At 42.7% G+C, this 19,674-nt stretch carries 9 protein-coding genes; all 9 read right to left on the bottom strand.

The window, feature by feature from the left end:
- Positions 1–10: 10 nt before the first annotated feature.
- Entirely contained in the window at positions 11–1,297 is a 1,287-nt protein-coding gene (gene tssG / locus ACMXYX_RS04855; RefSeq protein WP_415897769.1) for a type VI secretion system baseplate subunit TssG, read from the bottom strand.
- Positions 1,261–3,051 carry a type VI secretion system baseplate subunit TssF gene (gene tssF, locus ACMXYX_RS04850; protein WP_415897768.1) on the bottom strand — a complete coding sequence of 597 codons (1,791 nt, stop codon included), beginning with the start codon at positions 3,049–3,051 and terminating at the stop codon, positions 1,261–1,263. Before tssF ends, tssG begins: the two co-directional genes overlap by 37 nt.
- Before the next feature lie 4 nt (positions 3,052–3,055).
- Complete coding sequence (gene tssE, locus ACMXYX_RS04845) at positions 3,056–3,475, bottom strand: type VI secretion system baseplate subunit TssE (protein ID WP_415891610.1); 420 nt, start codon at positions 3,473–3,475, stop codon at positions 3,056–3,058.
- A gap of 62 nt (positions 3,476–3,537) precedes the next feature.
- Complete coding sequence (gene tssC / locus ACMXYX_RS04840) at positions 3,538–5,022, bottom strand: type VI secretion system contractile sheath large subunit (protein WP_415884447.1); 1,485 nt, start codon at positions 5,020–5,022, stop codon at positions 3,538–3,540.
- 34 nt (positions 5,023–5,056) lie between these two features.
- Entirely contained in the window at positions 5,057–5,545 is a 489-nt protein-coding gene (gene tssB / locus ACMXYX_RS04835) for a type VI secretion system contractile sheath small subunit (protein WP_415884446.1), read from the bottom strand.
- Positions 5,546–5,560: 15 nt separating this feature from the next.
- Complete coding sequence (gene tssA, locus ACMXYX_RS04830) at positions 5,561–7,228, bottom strand: type VI secretion system protein TssA (RefSeq protein WP_415897767.1); 1,668 nt, start codon at positions 7,226–7,228, stop codon at positions 5,561–5,563.
- Positions 7,228–7,974: a SapC family protein gene (locus ACMXYX_RS04825; RefSeq protein WP_415897766.1), complete on the bottom strand. Its 747-nt coding sequence runs from the start codon at positions 7,972–7,974 to the stop codon at positions 7,228–7,230. Before ACMXYX_RS04825 ends, tssA begins: the two co-directional genes overlap by 1 nt.
- Positions 7,975–8,000: 26 nt before the next feature.
- A complete protein-coding gene (locus ACMXYX_RS04820) occupies positions 8,001–17,768 on the bottom strand; it encodes a filamentous hemagglutinin N-terminal domain-containing protein (RefSeq protein ID WP_415906554.1) in 9,768 nt (3,255 codons plus the stop codon).
- A gap of 97 nt (positions 17,769–17,865) precedes the next feature.
- Positions 17,866–19,641 carry a ShlB/FhaC/HecB family hemolysin secretion/activation protein gene (locus ACMXYX_RS04815; protein ID WP_415897764.1) on the bottom strand — a complete coding sequence of 592 codons (1,776 nt, stop codon included), beginning with the start codon at positions 19,639–19,641 and terminating at the stop codon, positions 17,866–17,868.
- Positions 19,642–19,674: the final 33 nt, after the last annotated feature.

The raw sequence follows: 19,674 nt of genomic DNA, 5'->3' as shown, positions 1-19,674 counted from the left end.
AGCTAATGGCTTAAATATCCGTTTGTCCTTTGTGATGAGGCGTAAAGAAAACACTCTGGTCTTCACCGTTGGTTTTTCCTAACCAGCCTACCCAACCCAACTTGGGCGTATGCGCTGTACCTAGGCCAAAGGCTGGTACTGCATCACCTTTTAAAATCAGTTCAATATCGAAACAAAGTTGCTCGGGCATCAGCACATCGATCAACTCCAGTAACGCTTTATGGTTTTTTCCATCTGGCAAGAAATTCTCGAAAGATGAGAAATCGAGTGGCCCAATACACACTCTAAATTTGCCGCAATAGTCTTTAATTCTTTTACCTAAACAGAGGTCCTCGCCCAGTGTCATATTGGCTCTACCTAACCTATTTCTCTGGTCTTGCGGAATGTTGGCCCAGCGCTCGACATACTCTTTAACGCGCACAGGAACATGGTCAAAATAGCCACTGATTACCGCAGTCATGACACTGACTGAACCAGAATTCATCCCTATAACACCGGCATAGCCTAATAAACGCGGCCAATTTATTGCTGACACTTCTCTTGCTTGCTTATTCGGTGCGCCCATTAGGGCAAATAGACCTTGCGAAAATGGGTCTTCTGCCTGTTTTTGGTATTGCATACCTGGTTGGTATTTAGACCAACCGCGATAAAGTAACGATGTGAAACGGTGATTAAACAGATCGAGAAAATCTCTCTGCCTTGCTGCAGGCGCATCGTATAGCTGGAGTAACATATCCCCATGCTTGAACGCTTGGTAATCCGCTTCACCTAAAATATCTTGCAGCGATTCAATACCACGTAAGCGCTCTAATTCGCTCTCTTTAAACTCCCGTGCTGAAAGCGCACCTGTTTTAACCTGCTTTTTTATTTCCGATGCTTCATTAAGCAGACTAGAGATATCTAAACGGTAATCCCGTAAGCGTTGAAGCTGTTCTTCTCTTTTAATGAAGTAGGTTTGATGATCCTGAGTCTCTACCCTCATCTGTTCGGCGATGATGCTCTCAGTCACATAAACAGGCATTGGAGATGCAGCGCCATACAAGCCCATAAAGTTGGACTCGAGAACCGGCTTACCACTTTGATCTCGACGCGCCTTAGCAATATCGCTGCTAGCAAACGCAAGGGTTGGATGCCCAGCGAAACGAACCCGCTCATTGGCAACAGAACCTTGATAACCTACTTTCACCGACGCATTGTTTTCGAGTAAGCGCACAGCCTGATAGAAATCAAACTGATGAGGTTCTCGAATTAACGCTTGTTCTAAAGGAGAGTTTTCGTACCCGGCTGTATCTTCCACTGATACACCTCCCCATTTTCAAGCCCTTCGACAACCAACTGATGGTGCGAATTAATTGGTGCGTATTGAGCAAAGAATCCACTCAAGACAGAAGCAAACAGAAACATACTACTTTCACCTTGTATGCCTTTTGCCCCAAATTTGCTTTCACGCATTTTCATCGAGGTCTGCAACGCTCTTACAGGTAGCCCTTTGGAAATACGATCAATTGTTTCTGTCTCAATACTGACGATGCCATCCTGTAACTGCTTGCTCGCTCTTTCTGCTTGACGATCAAACATCGCTCTAAGGTCATAACTTGCAAGCAGTGTTTTCAATGAATCTAGATTCGCTAAAGGGCGATAGTGAAGCGCCAAATTCGCAATCACTTGCCAATGCAAACCCTCTCTGACTGGGGGCGGCAGTGCATTGGTTACACGCGTAATGTTTTTAAAGGTGACAAATTCTGGGGAATTCGATGTGGGATAGATCACATCACCAGCGCGCAGCGTTTCTGGCAATTTACGGTTAGTGCAGGTCAGCTCCAAAGATACCGTTTCTGTTACCGGTAAGGCTTTGTGATTATCAAGATCTACAAAGCGTAAATAGTTATCAACGCCTGTTTGTAAAGTTGAGATTTTACGATGCTGCGTATAATAGATCTGACGTTGCTGTTCACTTTGTTGCAGTTCGTGTTCAAAGCTCTCGAAAGGCTTATATTCATAGATATCACTGCGACCACGCTGCTTACCTAGCACATCATCAATGCTATATAGCTCTATATGATCTTGATGTTGGTAGTCAGGCCTTACCAAATACTCCAATTTGCGCTGATCTACCTTAATCGGGTCGGCATCATGCGAAAACAAGTTGATAATTGGCGTACAAAAGAGACGAATATGATTCTGCTTAACGCGTAATTGCGAATCGAATTGACGATTGAAGTTAAAATGAAGCGAAAAGCTTTCAACCATAGGGTCAGCTAGCGCTGGTACATCCGTATTGATATCAACGAATAGGAACTTTTCTGGTAGAGCGAAAAACTCTTGAAGATATCGATAACCTTCAAAAGAACGGTTTGTATAAGGAAGTAAGGCTTCATCTTCTGCAAAACCCACTGGTGAAACAGGCTTTGGGCCTAAGCTATGCCGAGTACTTTCTCGGCCATCGCGATAATTAACTTCAACGGTTACTTTATCTAAATAGCGAAACAACCATAGATAAAGCGCCTGACTGATGTGAGTCTCTCTGTCACCATGTAGAAACAAACGCAGTTTCTTAAGCGCCATCGTTTCTGCAGTCGCTGTTGTTTCTAGATCAAACTTGATGGCCATCTCTGTACCATCACTATTCGCAGTCGTGGTTAATTCAGTTAGCGATATTGGATAGATATCTACGTCGTAGCAGGTCTGAAATTCACATGCAGTTCCTTCCACTTCAACACTTTTAACGAGCTCTCCTCGTTTAACTCTTTTCCCTTCCGTCAAAGCACTGGCGACAGGTTTATACTCCAAAATACTCATTGAAGGTAAAGGACGGAGGTAATGGGGCCAAAGAAGATTAGCTAGCGAGTGGGTAATTTCGGGAAGTTCATCATCGAGCTTTTGTCTAAGGCGACCGGTTAAAAAGGCTACCCCTTCAAAGAGGCGCTCTACATCAGGATCGCTACCTTCTTCTGAAAGGTATTTTGATAAACCTGGATTAAGACGTGAAAACTCTACCCCTAATTCACGGAGGTATGAAAGTTCATCCTGATAATACTTGTTAAATGCCATTCAGTTAGCTCTGTACCTTAAACAATCCATCGTTACCCATCATCGTCTCGAATTTGACGCGGACAGGGCTTCCTGGAACGACGAGTCGTGCCACAATTTCAAAACGCAGATCGGTAGGATCATCCTCATTTTGAGTAAATGAGACACGCGTTTGATCTAAGCGCGGTTCATAGAGATCTAAAGCTTGTTTAATCGCTTTACGCATCTCTTTAACCGCCTGCATATAACCGGAGTTGAGATCCAAATCATTAAAATCTGGCAAACCATATTCGGGCAATGACGCGACACTGCCATAACGAACATTAAATAGGTTTTGTAGATGCAAACGGACAGATTGACGAAGCTTATCAACACCCACGTCTAAAGATCGTTGCGCTCCTTCGTCACCTAATGCAACTCGCTGTAACAGCGAATACTCCAGCATTTTTTGCTCTCCATAGCAGGCTGCGGGGGTTTACAACAGAGCAGTCCCCCGCAACCAATCTTTTAGGATTTATCCAATTTGCCCACTAGAGACAATGTGAAATCTGCACCCATATATTTGAAATGTGGACGCACATTCATAGACACACGGTAGAAACCTGGTTCACCTTCCACATCAGATACCGTAATGCTCGCATCACGAAGTGGACGGCGGCTACGCACTTCTGCACTAGCACCATCTTGGTTAGCAACAAACTGACGAATCCAAACGTTTAGTTCTTCTTCTAAGTCGTTACGCTCTTTCCAACTACCGATGTTTTCACGCTGCAGTACCTTGATGTAGTGCGCTAAACGGTTAACGATGAACATATAAGGAAGCTGAGTACTCAACTTGTAGTTCATCTCCGCTTCTTTACCCTCTTTACTCACACCAAAGAACTTAGGCTTTTGCGTAGAGTTAGCTGAGAAGAATGCAGCATTGTCACTGCCTTTACGGAAAGTAAGCGGGATAAAGCCTGCTTCAGCCAATTCAAATTCACGGCGATCGGAAACAAGAACCTCTGTCGGGATCTTAGTTTCGATCTGACCCATTGCTTCATACTGATGAAGTGGAAGGTCTTCTACTGCACCACCGCTTTGCGGGCCAATAATATTTGGACACCAACGATACTTAGCGAAACTCTCAGTTAGACGTGTTGCAAACGCGAATGATGTGTTACCCCATAGGTAGTTCTGGTGGTCGCCATCGATGTTCTCGTTGTAGCGGAATGCTTTAACTGGGTTATCGCGCTCGTGATATGGCAGACGCAGTAGGAAACGCGGTAGCGTTAGACCAACACTTCTTGCATCTTCACTCTCTCGGAATGAACGCCACTTCGCATATTGTGGACCTTCAAAGATGGCAGAGATATCGTTCAGGTTTGGCAGTGATTGAATATCATCAACACCAAAGAACTTAGGCGATGCAGCTGCGATAAATGGCGCATGAGCCATAGTCGACACACTCGCTACACTTTGCAGAAGGCTTACATCTGGAGCACTATGTTCAAAGTCGTAGTTTGCCATAATCGCAGCAACTGGCTCACCACCGTGCTGACCATATTCAGCCGTATAAACCTGCTTGTACAGACCTGATTGAGTGATCTCTGATGCATCTTCAAAATCTACCGCAAGATCTTCTTTAGATACGTTTAGAATCTGAATTTTGTTGTTTTCACGGAAATCAGTGCGATCCACAACGAACTTCAAACCACGCCAAGCAGACTCAAGCTTTTGAACCTTTTCGTTATGTAGAATCTGATCAAGTTGTAAACTCAGTTTCTCATCAATTTCGGCGATCATGTCATCAACGAGCTGCTTACGTACACGCTCAGTTTTTTCACCGGATGTTAAAATCTCAGCAATGAAAGCTTGAACCCCTTTGGATGCAACATCATAGGACTCGTCACCCGCTTTCATGTTTGTTTGTTGTAGGATCTGATCGAGTAAAGAGCCGTGTTCTGCTTCTACAACTGCACCCTGCTCCGCTACCAATTCTTGTTCAGACATATTCTTATTCCTTTGTCTCTAATGCCGCGAAGGCTTAAGATTTTTCGATACCAAGTTCCGCCATTAGCTTTTGACGAGATTCGTCATCGCCTAGCAGCTCATCAATCTGCTTACGGAAAGCAGGTACGTTACCTAGTGGGCCTTTCAAGAATGAAAGCGCTTCACGCAATTCCAGTAGTTTTGCCATTTCAGGTACTTGGCGAACGACTGCTTCTGGTTCGAAGTCTTTCAACGTATCGAAGCTAAGATCCACCGGCATCTCATCGTCTTCTTCACCTGACAGTTTGTTAGGCACGGTCAGTTGAAGATTTAGCTTTTGGCTAGACATAACGTCGTTGAAATTGGCTTTATCAACGTCAATCAGTTCACGATCTTCAACTTCATCATCGTCTTCACGCAGGGTGTAATCACCGACCATCAACATTTTTAGCGGTAATTCGATCTCTTCCTTTGCGTCACCTGTTGCAGGCTTGTAAACGATATTGATCCTTTCCTTAGGGGCAACTGATCCTTCTTTAGCCATTATTTACTTCCTTTATTAGTTTGTTTTAAGAATGGACAGCGCACCCAGTGGATCCATTAAGCACAGGTGTGCTTTAAGCTGGTCAACTTGAGTTAGCTGCTCTGTTGTATATTTTTTCTTTGTTTGCGCTTGGGAATGGCAGTTAATGAGTAACTTCGTTACTTCCAAATGCAGTAAAGGTTCCCATTGCTGCAGCTGCTTTTCTTCGATCATTTGATGAAGATAAGTAAGCTGAGGCTGTGCAATTTCTAGGTGGCCAGCTTCGTAACAAAAACGCGCTTGCTCCAGCTGCCAATAAGCCTGTTCACGTAAGCTGCTAACAGACAATATGCCTTGTTTAAAGAGCGCCAAGCCTTGATCAAATTCGCCATTAATAGCGTGCTTTTTCGCTTCAGCCGCAACTGACTGCCAAGGGGAGCTCTCTTGTGATTCACCGCTATCTGATGCTGCAGTTTCATTACTTTGGGTAGATAAAGAGGCGATCCACGCTTTGGTCATCTCATCCGCAAATCCTTCCCCGCCATCAAACGTACGTGTAAGAATTTCTGGCAAGCGAGAAACCAGCATGGCAACTGAATCTTTTACTGCTTGAGCAGCTTCTTTAGCGCCCATCGCATCTAAAGCATTAGCGACCATTCGATGTAGGGATAACCAAAAGATCTGTCCTGACGCGAATGTTTTTTCGCACTCTTCTATCAGACTTGGCCAATCTTTGTTTTGTTCTAGCTGTTGCAGCGCTGCTAATTTATTGCCCATTGGTGCGGGTAATACCCCATCAGCAGGCACCTCTCTTAACTGCATCCAAATACCTGTACGCAAAAGATAATAGGCATAAGGATCACTCACCTTTTGCCCCCTCACGAGGTGAGCTACTTTGCTCATGGTGGAGTTACAAGAACGTAGCGCCTTTGCGATATCTTCAGCTGAAGAAACTGCGACTGCGACATGGGTTGGGGCTTTAACTGTTGGCTGTGCTTGCTCTTGTTTCTGTTGTTGCACTGGCGCAGTTTGACTAGGCGCTGGATTAGCTTCTACTGCGGGTTTAGCTTGAGATGCAACATGTGCTTCTGGCTGAGGTTCTGCTTCAACCGGCGTAGGAGCAGGAGCCGCTTTCTTTTTCTCTTCTTCCGCAATGAGGTATTCAGCTTCTTGCTTATATCGACCAATGACATTACGGAATTCAAATAAACTGGGCGCTTTATCACCCAGCTTTTCAGCCAGGGCGTTATCTAATTCAACAAATACATTTGCAGCTTCAATTACATCAGTAGCTTGCTCTAACGTTGTTTCAAATTCCGAAAACGGTCGATCAATTTTCTGCAGCGTCCAAGAAACTGCTGCACCTCGGCTTTTAGGCCTTTTAGGGTGAATATCATCCCAGTAAGGTGCATTAACTAAGTCTCTTAATAACTTAAAACCAGCGTTTAACCCCTTAAAACTGTGACGATAGAAAAGCGCAGCCACTAACCTAGAAGCCACCCGAAGGTCTTTACTTTGTTCCTTAAGAATCTTGCCGGAAACAATCTCGACCACAGGCCAGTCGATCGGCTGAATATCGATCCCTTCGCCTTTTCTCAATTCATCCTCTAGCCTTGTAAAATCATCATCATGTTTTACATCTGGCCCAACAGGGCTACCGCCCTCTAAAGGTAATGCGAGACTGAGAATCTCTTGTTGATCCATTAAGCAGCTCCCTCTGCTAAAACTTCGTTAGATTCTGAACATTTTTTTGCAAGAGAGTTAAAGCATTCCAACGAAAATAGATGCTGATAAATCAGCTCTAAAGCACCTTCTTGATGGAGTTCGGCGATAACTTCTTTATCCAGAGCTTCCAAGCGCGCTCTAGAAACCACCATAAAACCAGACAATACTGTTTTAACGTTCTCAGTCTTTTCATTGAGTTGAGCAGGTTCAAGTAGGTCATGCTCTAAGAGAAATGATGAAAGACGTTTGTTTCGTAACATTTCGGTTTCATAAGCTTCAGCTAACTGAAATCTTTGCTTAAGAAATTCGCTCTGATCGCCCTGTTCGTCAAACAGAGCTATGCCTTCATTATTTGTGTTCAGCGTGTCACTTAATGCATCGATACAAAGCGTTGATTCATGCTCTGATGTTCTTACAGAAATAAATGGATAACGACGGACATAAGCGGGTACGTAATCACCAAGCCAATGGCCTTCGGTATCAATCCAAACATTTTGTTGAGGTTGAGTACCAAGAACAGCAACAGGTGCAGCCACGCCGTTTTGAATCACAAAGACAATCGGATATACGCGAGATGCAGCAGCAAATTCACTGACGCAGACAGGCACCGAATTAGTCTCTTGAGCAAAGCGGTAACCGTGAGCATTGTCATAAGCTAAATCGCTATGTTTCTGGCGACTCAGCGCTGTAATTTGCTTATAAAAAAGTGGTTTATTTACACTCATTTTTCAGATATTCCCTTATCTTTCTTTTACATTAACCCAAGATTGTGTTTTGAGTTATCCATCGCCAGTACTGTAAAGATTTCACCATACTTAACCCACATATCATGCAAGTCTTCAAACTTCTCATTCTTATCCACAGACACTAGGTAACGGCCATCATTACTAAACCAAGAAAGCTCTTCTTCTCGCTGATCTTCTGGCAATAACATTCCATCTTCCTGGACATCAAAGATAGTTACGAACTCATTAAATAAAGCCTCATCTACACCTAATAGGTAGCTTAAGAATTGAACTTCTGAGCGCGTCAAAGCAACTAGATTGGCTTCCGAGCGAATAAGAGCATTTGAGTTGAATAGCGCAACTTGTCGAGAGAAGTCTGCAGCAGACTGGGTCAAATAAGCATTACGTGCATCAAGTGTAAGGGAGCCCGTTCGATTCAATATAAAGTTAACTAAATTATCTGGACTACCAATGTCTTTATTGGGACCTGCATCCAGTGTTAAGACACTTTTAGCAACAATTTTAGTACCATTGGTATAGATAGCTCCTTTTTCAGAAAACAACTCTACGACATCACCTTTAGCACGATGGATCATCATCGAGTCTTCTTCAATGACACGTATGTTGTCAGCTTTTAAACTGATGGCTCCAAATTTAGTCACTTCGGATTGACCAAAGGAACCGAGTTCAATGTCGCCTTGAGCATCGACAGTGAGTGTCCCTGAGATCGATAAATCACCATTATCTTTAACGTCTCCAGTACTTCTTAAAGTCAAACTTGAAGCGGTAACGTCTTTTAGCAAAATATCACTATCTTCTCTGATAGTTACTCCCTTACTATCAAGCGTGATCGCGCCAAAATTCACATTGTCGCCCGCTACTTTACCAAGACTAATATTTCCAGAATTTGAAACGACAAAATCATTATTCACCTGGATATTACTCGCTACTGTATTGCTCACCGAACCAGAAACATTCAAAAAGAAATTGTTTAAATCGATATTTCTTAGTTCAAGGTTTGCGGCATTCGTAAGCTCAGCATTGGTCCCCGAAAGCGCAACAGAATTGATCTTATTGGCTTGATTTAGAACGATCTGATTTGCCGTTACAGTTAGACGATCACTTGCTTTGATCGTTGTACCAGAAGACTGAGTAAGCGAATCATCCACAGCAATGCTTAAATCGCTAACATTCACTCCCATGAGTTCAAGGCTTCCATTATCACGAACTCGCGCTTGGTTACCTCTAACACTTATGCGATCGAGCCGGTTACCAGCGTTAGTCAATGTCAGGTCATTTGAGCCTGTATTGATAAATAACTCTGGCACCATCAGTACACCATTTTGAGTTACATCCCCTGCTACGGTTAAATCAAGTGAATTGGTTAACGTTACATTCTGTACTGATAGATTACCTGTAGATACGAGCGTGGCATCATCTGCTTGCAATGACACTGCACCCAGCTGGTTATTAGCGTTAGAAAGCTCAACGGTCTGACCTACAGCTGTAACGTCCAACAAGCCAGTATTAAGGGCCGCTGTCTGAGTAACACTTCCATTTGCTGTTAAATCAAATTCACTTGTAACCTGAGACGCGGCAAGAGAAATACCATTTTGATCAACAATAGTGGCTGTGTTGGCTGTTACCGCAAGTGAGTCAAAATCATTATTACTATTGGTTAGATTTACATCGAATCCAGATGCATCTATTTCAAAAGTTGAAATATCAAGAGATTCCGACTGAGTAACATCGCCTGTTGCTGTAATACTCAAACTTTGACCGATGGTACTCGCAGCGATCTCAAGATCAGAAGAGTTACTTACTGCTACTGTTTCAGCATTAACCGCAAAAGAGTCAAAATCGTTATCAACATGATTCAACTCTACATTGTGACCTGTAGCATTTAACTCAATATGATCTGCAATTAACCCACCCGATTGGGACACAGAACCTGCTGTAGTAATAGAAGCAGTTCCTGTTAGAGAAGAAGTAGCTATATCTAATTGATTAATATCGTTAACTTCAATGCTTCCGCCATTAATAGATAAGCGATTAAAGTCATTAGCCTGATCTAGTGCCGCACTATCAACATGAACCTCTGCCAGATTGGCAACGGTAAACGCCCCCGTTTGAGTTAATGTTCCATCGGTGCGAAGGCTTAATTCATCAACCGTTAGAGAATCGACCGAAATATCATTAGTATCACGTAGATACACTTCAGAGGCTGTTGCAGAAAAAGTATTAAAGTCATTATCTGCATGCTGCAGATTAACCACAGCAGCAGTGATATCCGTATTTCCTAGAACAGTCGTAGATGCTCCTTGGGAGACTGTACCTACTGCTGTAACTGTCATATCACCAGATAAATTAGTCAGTCCTAAACTTAGGTCATTAATGTCATTTACAATCGCCTCTCTACCTTGGAGAGCCAATTCATTAAAGTCATTACCTAGATTCAAATTGATAACTGAAGCCGAAATATCTGAACCATTAGTAACGCTTATCTCACCTGTTTGGCTGAGTGTATCTGCAGCATCAAGCATCAGTTGATCAACGATAACTGAACTTACGATTAGATCATTACTATCGCTCAATCTGGCATCAATGGCGGTCAGTTCTATTGTCGAAAAATCATTCGCAGCATTTTGCAAAATAATTGCATTACCTGATGCGTCAATATTCGTGTGACCAGCAACATTTATCGCAGCAGTTTGCTCAACATCCCCCATAGCAGTGATAGTTAAAGCCCCTGCTATAGTTGAATCTGTGAGTGTAAAACCATTAATTTCATTAATGGTTGCCGTTGTCGCGTTTAGGCCTAACTTATTAAAGTCATTAAGCAGATCAAGATTAATCGTAGCAGCTGTTAAGTCAGCTTGATCCGTCACAACAAAGGCACCGGTTTGAGTTAAGTGCCCATCTATATCAATGGTTAAAGTGCTTACATCCAAACTTGGTAAAGCAAGATCCCCTTGATCTGTAACACTTACATGGCCACCGATGATACTTAGTGATGCAAAATCATTTCGACGATTATTTAAAATCACATCGCCATCAGTCGATTGAATTATTACGTTTCCAGTAAAAGAAAGTGCTTCTGACTGCGTAATATCTCCACCTGCAGTTAGCGTGAAGTCACCCGTAATAGATTGTGAAAGTAGATCAATATCATTTGCTTCTTCTATAAGAGCGGATGAAGCTGTAATAGTGATCTGATTAAAGTTGTTTGGCTGATCTAAGAAAACGGTATTAGCACTAATATCAGCCAGATCATTAACAGTAATACCGTCGGTTTGAGTCAGATCACCCGTAATATCCAGATCCAATGAATTTACAAATGAACCAGCAAACGAGAGATCATTCTTATCAACGAGGTTCAGCTCAGAAGCATTCGCAAAGAAGCTATTAAAATCATTTCCGATATTTTGTAGATAAATATCAAAACCAGGTGCTGTAATTGAGGTAGTGCCATCAATCTGGAGTGCATCAGATTGAGTTAGATCCCCACCCAGCATCAGATTTAAATCTCCAGTGACATGACTCCAACCTAGATTCAAACCACCAGAATTAGTAATAGTTGTATCACCCGAAGCCAACTGCAATGTTGCAAAGTCGTTACTCTGGGTTAAAGAAATAGACGATGCGGTTAAATCCGTTGTGCCATCAACGCTCACAGCACCTAATTGCGATAACGCTCCTGCCACATTGAGGGTTAGATTACCGGTGAGATCAGATGCTTCAAGCAATACACCATTTGCCTCTGTGATAGTTGCACTCCCCCCCGCTAATGCCAAAGTATTAAAGTCATTATTCTGCGTAAGAATAGAAGTTGCAGCTGTTATATCGGCGCTATTTGCAATATCAAACACACCAGTTTGCGTAAGCTGCCCGGCCGTGATGACTGTTAATTCATCAACGTTCAAAGCAGACAAACTTAGATCTCCAGCATCACGAATATGTAGCTCATTCGCTATGACATCAACTGTAGAGAAATCATTGTTCGAATCGAGTAACGTGATAACACCTGAAACATCAAGATCGGTATTTCCATCTACGTTAACAGTACCCGATTGAGAAAGATTACCGCCTGTAGTTAAGGTTAAAGAGCCTGTTAGATTGACTGAATCTAAGTTCAGTTCATCAACCTCATTTACCGTAACATTGCCACCTGCCAAGGCTAACGAATTAAAGTCATTTGCTTGGCCTAAAGTAATTAGGTTACCAGTAATATCAGCAAGATTATTTACAATGAAGGCGCCCGTTTGCGTTAACGTGCCTACGACTGTTACAGCCAAATCATCAACAGTAAGTCCATTCAGGATCAAATCATTACTATCATTCAGGCTCACAGTAGATGCGACCGCTGTCACTGTATTGAAATCATTACTGCTATTTTGGAGATCAATTGACTGACCAACAGATGCAAAAATCGTTGAGCCAGCAACCGTTACCGCGCCATTTTGCGTTAAATCACCGCCAGTATTTACAGATAGGAAACCTGTCAGTGATGATGTATCCAAGCGCAATGCATTGATATCTTTTACTGTTGCATCCTGCGCTGAGAGAGCCAGATCAGTAAAGTCATTGTCTTCAGATAATATAATCGTTGTAGCAGTTAGATCGGTAAGACCGTCCACTTTTGCCTCTGCGATTTGACTCAATGTGCCAACGGTATCAATGGTCAAATCACCTGTTAGATCAGTAGCTCCTAGTGCAAAACCATTGATATCTTTAATCGAAATTGAGCCACCGCTTAACGCTAGTGAATTGAAATCATTATCTAGGTTTAATGTTGCAGTATTAGCTTGGATATCAGCACCGTTTTGAACATCAAAAACACCTGATTGAGTCAACGCTCCCGCCACTACTAATGCAAGATTATCAACGGTCAGCGCCGCAAGACTTACATCATTTTTATCAGCAAGCTCAAGTGTATCTGCCTGAACAGTTACCGTAGAAAAATCATTCGCTACGTTATCTAGAACGATATCGCTGCCAGTTGCCGATAGATTTGCTACACCATCAACTTCTACTATGCCCGACTGCGTTATATTTCCACCGGCAGTAACGGTTAATGTGCCTGAGAGATCAGTCACGCCAAGCTCAATCGCATTGATATCGGTAACATTTGCAGACCCGCCAGCTAGAGACAAAGTAGCAAAGTCATTATCTTGAGTTAACGTCGCGGTATTCGCATCAATTACAGCATTATTAGAAACGACAAATGCGCCTGTTTGGGTTAACACGCCACCAGTGGTCAAGCTGAGATCATCAACGCTTACAGCAGAGACACTTAAATCATTAGTATCTGTGACACTCATGTTAGAAGAAGTAGATGCTGTCACATCTAGGCTAGTTAAATCATTAGCTGTATTCTCTAAAGTGATATCACCTGTAACTGCAAGAACAGTGGCGCCATTCACGTCAATTGCACCGGACTGAGTCAAATCACCAGCAGATGTAACTGTTAAAGCATTAATAATGGTCGTTACTGCTAATTCGAGTGCAGTGCTGTCTTGGACAACGGAATTTACGGCATCCAATGCTAATGATGCGAAGTCGTTACCGCTATTATCTAAAGTAATATCCCCTGCAGCCGTGAGTGAAGTAGCACCATCCACCTCAACGTCACCACTTTGCGTAATATTGCCTGCACTAGTAACAGTTAAATTTCCAGTCAAATCCGTCGTACCCAGTACAACGTCATTAAGATCATTAACCGTTACAGAACCACCATTCAGCGCCAAAGAGGTAAAGTCATTATCTTGCGTTAAAGTGGCAGTAGCTGCTTCGATGTTAGCCGTACTAGAAACAACGAATGCGCCTGTTTGGGTTAAAGCACCACCCGTAGTAATTGTGAGATTAGTAGTATTTAAAGCTGCAACACTCAGATCATTTTCATCACGCACACTAATATTTGTGCCTGAAGCATCTAAAGTGTCAAAGTCATTAGCAGCATTTTCTAAAGTAATATCACCTGAAACAGCAAGTACAGTTGCACCCGCTACATCAATCGCACCCGATTGAGTTAGATTTCCACCAGCAGTGACTGATAAATCGCCTGTGACAGATGAGCTTGAAAGCTCTACTGCATTAACATCAACAACCGTCGCATTCGCCGCTGATACACCAAGCGAGCTGAAATCATTACCGGCATGATTTAAAGTGACATCTCCACTGTTCGACGTAAAACTAGCCGCTCCATCAACTTCAACAGCTGCTGTTTGAGTGATGTTACCTTCTGCAGTTACGGCCAAAGTACCCGTCAGATCAGTTGAAGCTAGAACTAATGCGCTCGCATCTTCAATTTGCGCATCGACTGCGGTAAGAGATAAAGATGAGAAATCATTATTACCGTTATCCAGCGTAATATTATAACCTGTCGCTGTTAACGAGGTTGTACCATCAACATCAACAGCGCCATTTTGCGTAATATTACCTGCACTATTAACTGTTAAACTGCCAGTTAAATCGATCGTATCAAGTAAGATGCCATTAATATCATTAACCGACGCAGTGCCACCACTCAAAGACAAAGAATTAAAATCGTTATCTTGCGTTAAAGTAGCTGTGGCAGCTTGGATATTTGTTTCATTAGATACAACAAATGCGCCAGTTTGCGTTATAGCATTCCCTGCATTGATTGTAAGGTCAGAAGTATTTAAAGCCTCAACGATCAGATCATTCGCATCACGTACACTAATGTTTGTGCCTGAGGCATTTAAAGTGTCAAAGTCATTCGCAGCATTTTCTAAAGTGATATCACCTGAAACAGCAAGTACAGCTGCCCCCGCTACATCAATCGCACCCGATTGAGTTAGGTTATCGCCTGTAATGACCGACAAATCACCTGATAGGGAAGAAGTGGAGAGCGCTAATTCGTCCACATCTTGAATAGTTGCATTAAGTGCAGAAACACCAATAGTTGAAAACTCATTCGAAGCATCACCTAAAATGACATTGCCCGTATTTGAAGTAAAACTTGCTGCTCCATCTACACTAATAGCCGTAGATTGAGTGATATGGCTTTCAGCTGCTACATTCAAAGCACCAAAAATATTACTAGCGCCAAAAGCTAATGTATTGCGATCTGCTAGTTGCGCATTTACAGCGGTCAGCTTCACTGATGAAAAATCATTATTGCTGTCATCTAACACTATGTTGGTAGCACTTAATGTAGCAAAACCATCCACCTCGACAGCAGCATTTTGAGTGATGTTTCCAACAGCTGTGACTGTCAAAGCATGTGTTAAATCTGTATTACCTAAAACGACATTGTTAATGTCATTGATGGTTGCTGACCCACCATTAAGATATAAAACGTTAAAATCATTACCTTCTGTAAAAACCGTAGATGCTGCTTCGATATGCGCTTCATTAGACACAAAAAATGCGCCTGTCTGGGTTAAAGCGCCACCGGTCGTGATTGTAAGATTGTTGGTGTTTAAAGCTGCAACACTGAGAGCATCTAGATCACGCACACTAATATTTGTCGCAGATGCATTAACAAAAGAAAAATTGTTGTTAGCGTTCTCTAATGTGATAGCACCAGCCACGTCTAGGTCGGTTGTTCCACCAACATTAATCGCGGCTGATTGAGTTAAATTCCCAGCTGTTATCACAAACAGATCACCAGCCACATTAGTATCAGATAGTATTAATGCATTGGCATCTTCTACAATTGCATTGAGAGCTGATACACCCAAAGATGCAAAGTCATTTGCTGGATTATTTAAAATGACATTTCCACTGTTAGACGTAAAACTAGCGGGACTATTTAAACTAATAGCCGATGACTGCGTAATATCATTTTCTGCTATTACTTCTAACAAGCCTGTAAGAGTTGTCGCAGCCAGATCTAATGCATTTATATCATTCACCTGAGCATTGACGGCTGTAAGGGATATGGATGAGAAATCGTTATTGCTGTTATCAAGCGTGATATCAGCGCCCGAAGTAAGAGCAGTAGCACTAGCAACGTCTACTACGCCTGATTGAGTAATGTTCCCACCTGCATTCACTGTCAACGAACCAGTAAGGTCCGCAGCGGCCAGATCAACACCATCAACATCTCTGATATTCACAGAGCCACCGCTTAACGAAACAGTATCAAAATTGTTATTCTGGTCAGTTAAATCAGCGCTATTTTTTGCATCAACAACTAAGTGAGTTGCAGTGATTGCCTTACTCTGAGATATATTGCCATTGCCATCGACATCACCATTGGCTCTTAGTGTTAAAGTTGCACCTGTTTTTAACGAAATATCGCCGTCAATATTAATGTCATTTTTGGCATGCAGAGTCAGGTTATTGGTAAAAGCCACATCCCCTGTATTACCTGTCGTATCAATGCTTGTCTTAACATCGATATCAACCTCAGCCTGCAATGAAACATTCGCTGTAGCCAATTGCGAAACTAAGTTATCTACATCTATTTTCGTAGTTGTACTCGTATCGCCATCGAATACCACATCGTCATCGAGTATATAACCACTATTCTTAACAATTTCAATATATCCAGGATCAAGTAAGAGCTCACCAGTAACACCATTTTCAGCAGTTAGATCGACATCACCAGTGAAGCTAAGTGCCTGCTTACCAGATACTTCGGCAAAGCCACCGTCACCGTTTTGTGAGCCACCTTTCGCGCTGATCGAACCTTTGTAATTTGTAAATTCATCGGCCCAAACAATCACCTCACCGCCATCACCAGATTCAATAGCATCGGCTTTTAATGTCGCCGTATCAGCAACATATGTTTTTTCAGCATTGTTTATGTCTGCATCATTACCTTGATAACCGCCGCCGACACGAATATGACCGCCACCATTTTGACCAGATACATCAAGTAGTGCACCATCATCAATGGCAACTCGATCGCCGGTTACATCAATCTGTCCGCCCGTATCGTTCTCACTTGTCGCTATTAACTGACCACTAGTACGAACATCAGCACCTTCACCAATTAAACGTATTTTACCGCCACTGGTATCTATGCCTTTGGCTTCAACAACACCGGTATTATTTACAACATTAGCAAACACATCACGGGCCGCTTTAGCGGTTAAAAGAACAGAACCATCGTCGGCACTGATCATGCCAGCATTCAAAACCGCGGTATCTGTCTTACCTTCTGTAGCTTCACCTGATAGTTTGAACTGAAGCAATCCATCACCATCAAAATCCAGCGTTGCGCTTTCACCTGAGGCTAATACAACAGAACCTTTTACAGCTTGGATAACACCTTCATTAACGACATTATCGCCAACCAGAACTACTGATCCGCCTGTCGCAGCAGTTAATGTGCCGCGGTTAACAATGACGCCTTCATCATCTACATCACGTAATTTGATATTTCCTGACATAAAATCACTGTCAGAAATTTGCTTGGTGGTCGCAACTAAACTTCCAAGGTTTACAGTAGAGTTTTCACCAAAGACAATACCATTCGGATTGACAAGGAATACCCTACCCTTACCTTCCACTCGACCAAGAATTTGAGAGGGATTTTGATCATGTATACGGTTTAGGGTAGAAGCTTTAGCTGATGGGTGGTCAAACTTAACAAGCTCATCCTGAGCTACGTTAAAACTCTGCCAATCCACTACCATTGCTGAAGTAGACTGTTTGATAGTGGTCGTTTTGTTATGCACACTAATACTGCCACTGCCTTGTGAAATAACCCCACCAGCAGGTCCCGCAAAGACTTTATTCGGCAGTAATATAGAACTACTAACGCCCGCCACCATGGCTGACTTTACGAAAGTTGATATTGCTGTTTTTGACCAGTTCATATGCATCCGTTCTTATTTCTGGTGGCTTACGCCTTAATTCGTAAAATGAAAAATCGTTTTTAGATTTGATAAACCTAAGTTTTCTCAGAAAGTCCCTTTAAAACTGGAAAATCAAATCAGCAAAAATTTGCGGCTCTCGGCCATTGCTTGGTTTTTCTGCGCCCGCTTCAGCAACCGAGATGTTTAGCTCTAAATTATCCAGTGGGGCAAATCTAATCCCCAAACCTGAGCCATACAGCTCGGACTCATCTTCCTCAGTCGAAAGCGCTTCGTTCTTATAGCCTTTGCCATAATCGAAGAACGCAGAGAACTGCAGTACATCGCCCCAAGTGCGGTTGCCGAAAGCTGGTTTTTCTGCAATGAAAGGTATCGGTGTAATCCATTCAATACTGGCAAATACGCCTTTATCAGCCATATATTCAGCGCCAGGGTAAGCCCTTACGCTATCCGAGCCCCCAATGGAAAATTGTTCAAGAGATACCAAAGGATCAGCTGAATACTGCATATCCAAACGCATGCGCAGAGAAGTGTTAGCAATAAAACGCTGATAGCGTGACGCACTCAATTTCCACTTAGAGTAATCCATAGGCGCACGACCACTGTCGGTCAATCGACTGATCTGCTCATCCCCATTACTTAAGCTTCCAAACGTACTTTCCAGCCCTCTACGGTAGACAAGGTTTAATGCCGAATACCCTCCTCCAATCAGACCGTCCGTATAATCAAGGCTGTAAGCAAACTGCACTGACGTAAGCTTATCTCTAGACTCAGATTCACCATCTCGAAGGGTTTGTGCATCATTCAGGTTTAAATTAAAACGAACATAGTCGTTAAAAATCCTACTTCTACGCAGCTGTCGCTTTACACCAAATGAAGTACGCTTTGCCTTACCTTCAAATCCAAACTCAGCCAGCTCACGACCAATGTCATACTGATTTCGAGAATGCTCAAAGCTCAATTCATACGCGGGATCAAAAGGGCGAGCCGTATAAGAGATACCACCAAACAAAGCATGATCAACTGATTCATCGCCCTCCGCTTGAGGCTTATTTTGGATCATTCCATCCAGGCGAAGCTGGTCGATCAAGCCGAATGGGTTATTAAAGATTAAACCCGCACCCAATCTCTCTTCACCGGAGTAAAACGAACCTTTGTTATCTAGATAAATGATCCCTGCAAATCGATCTTCACTGTTAACAGACAGATTCAAGTTAGTCGTTCCAACCTCTTCGCCCGGCTCTAAAACACCCGAAACAGAAATTCCGGGGTAATCCAAAACGGTTAACAACGAAGCTTCTGTAGCGTTTTTATCCAGTGTGGTTTGCAGCGAATCCGAAAATGGATGGGTAAGCTGATCGACAGAATAAGACGACTCACCTTGCACACGTACCAAATCTAATTTGCCAGGCAATAAGTGAAAGACAACTTCACCAGAATCAACTTCTTGCGCAGGCAGATAAACAGTCGCAAGAATCCAACCTTGTTGACGATAAAAGTTGGTTACCTGATCAGTTAAACTTTGTAACTGCCCAAGCGTAAATCCATCTACATGCTTATCAATACTATCTTGAATAATCTGGTTAACCTTTTGATTATCCACAAGTACTTGCTGACTTTTATCCTTACCACCAAGTTCATAAAGAGATATCCGTTTCACTTGGATTACAGGTCCAGAATCAAGATCTAGCGGACGATCCTTCTTAGCAGGAATACTTAGTTGAAGATCATTGTTTGGCTTAACTAGAAGATCAGGCTTCGGTTCACTGATTGCACCTGGAGTCGCCGCATCCGGCAGCGTCTGGGCATTAACTGAAAGCGACATGCCTACAAACAATGCAGAGGTATAACAAGTGACTAAATTACGGTTGCTCACTACTTAAAAATCCCTTTTACAGTAAATCAATGC

It is taken from the genome of Neptuniibacter sp. QD72_48 (assembly GCF_047778065.1).
In the GTDB taxonomy this organism is placed as follows: domain Bacteria; phylum Pseudomonadota; class Gammaproteobacteria; order Pseudomonadales; family Balneatricaceae; genus Neptuniibacter.
This window is presented reverse-complemented; position numbering and strand designations above follow the sequence as displayed.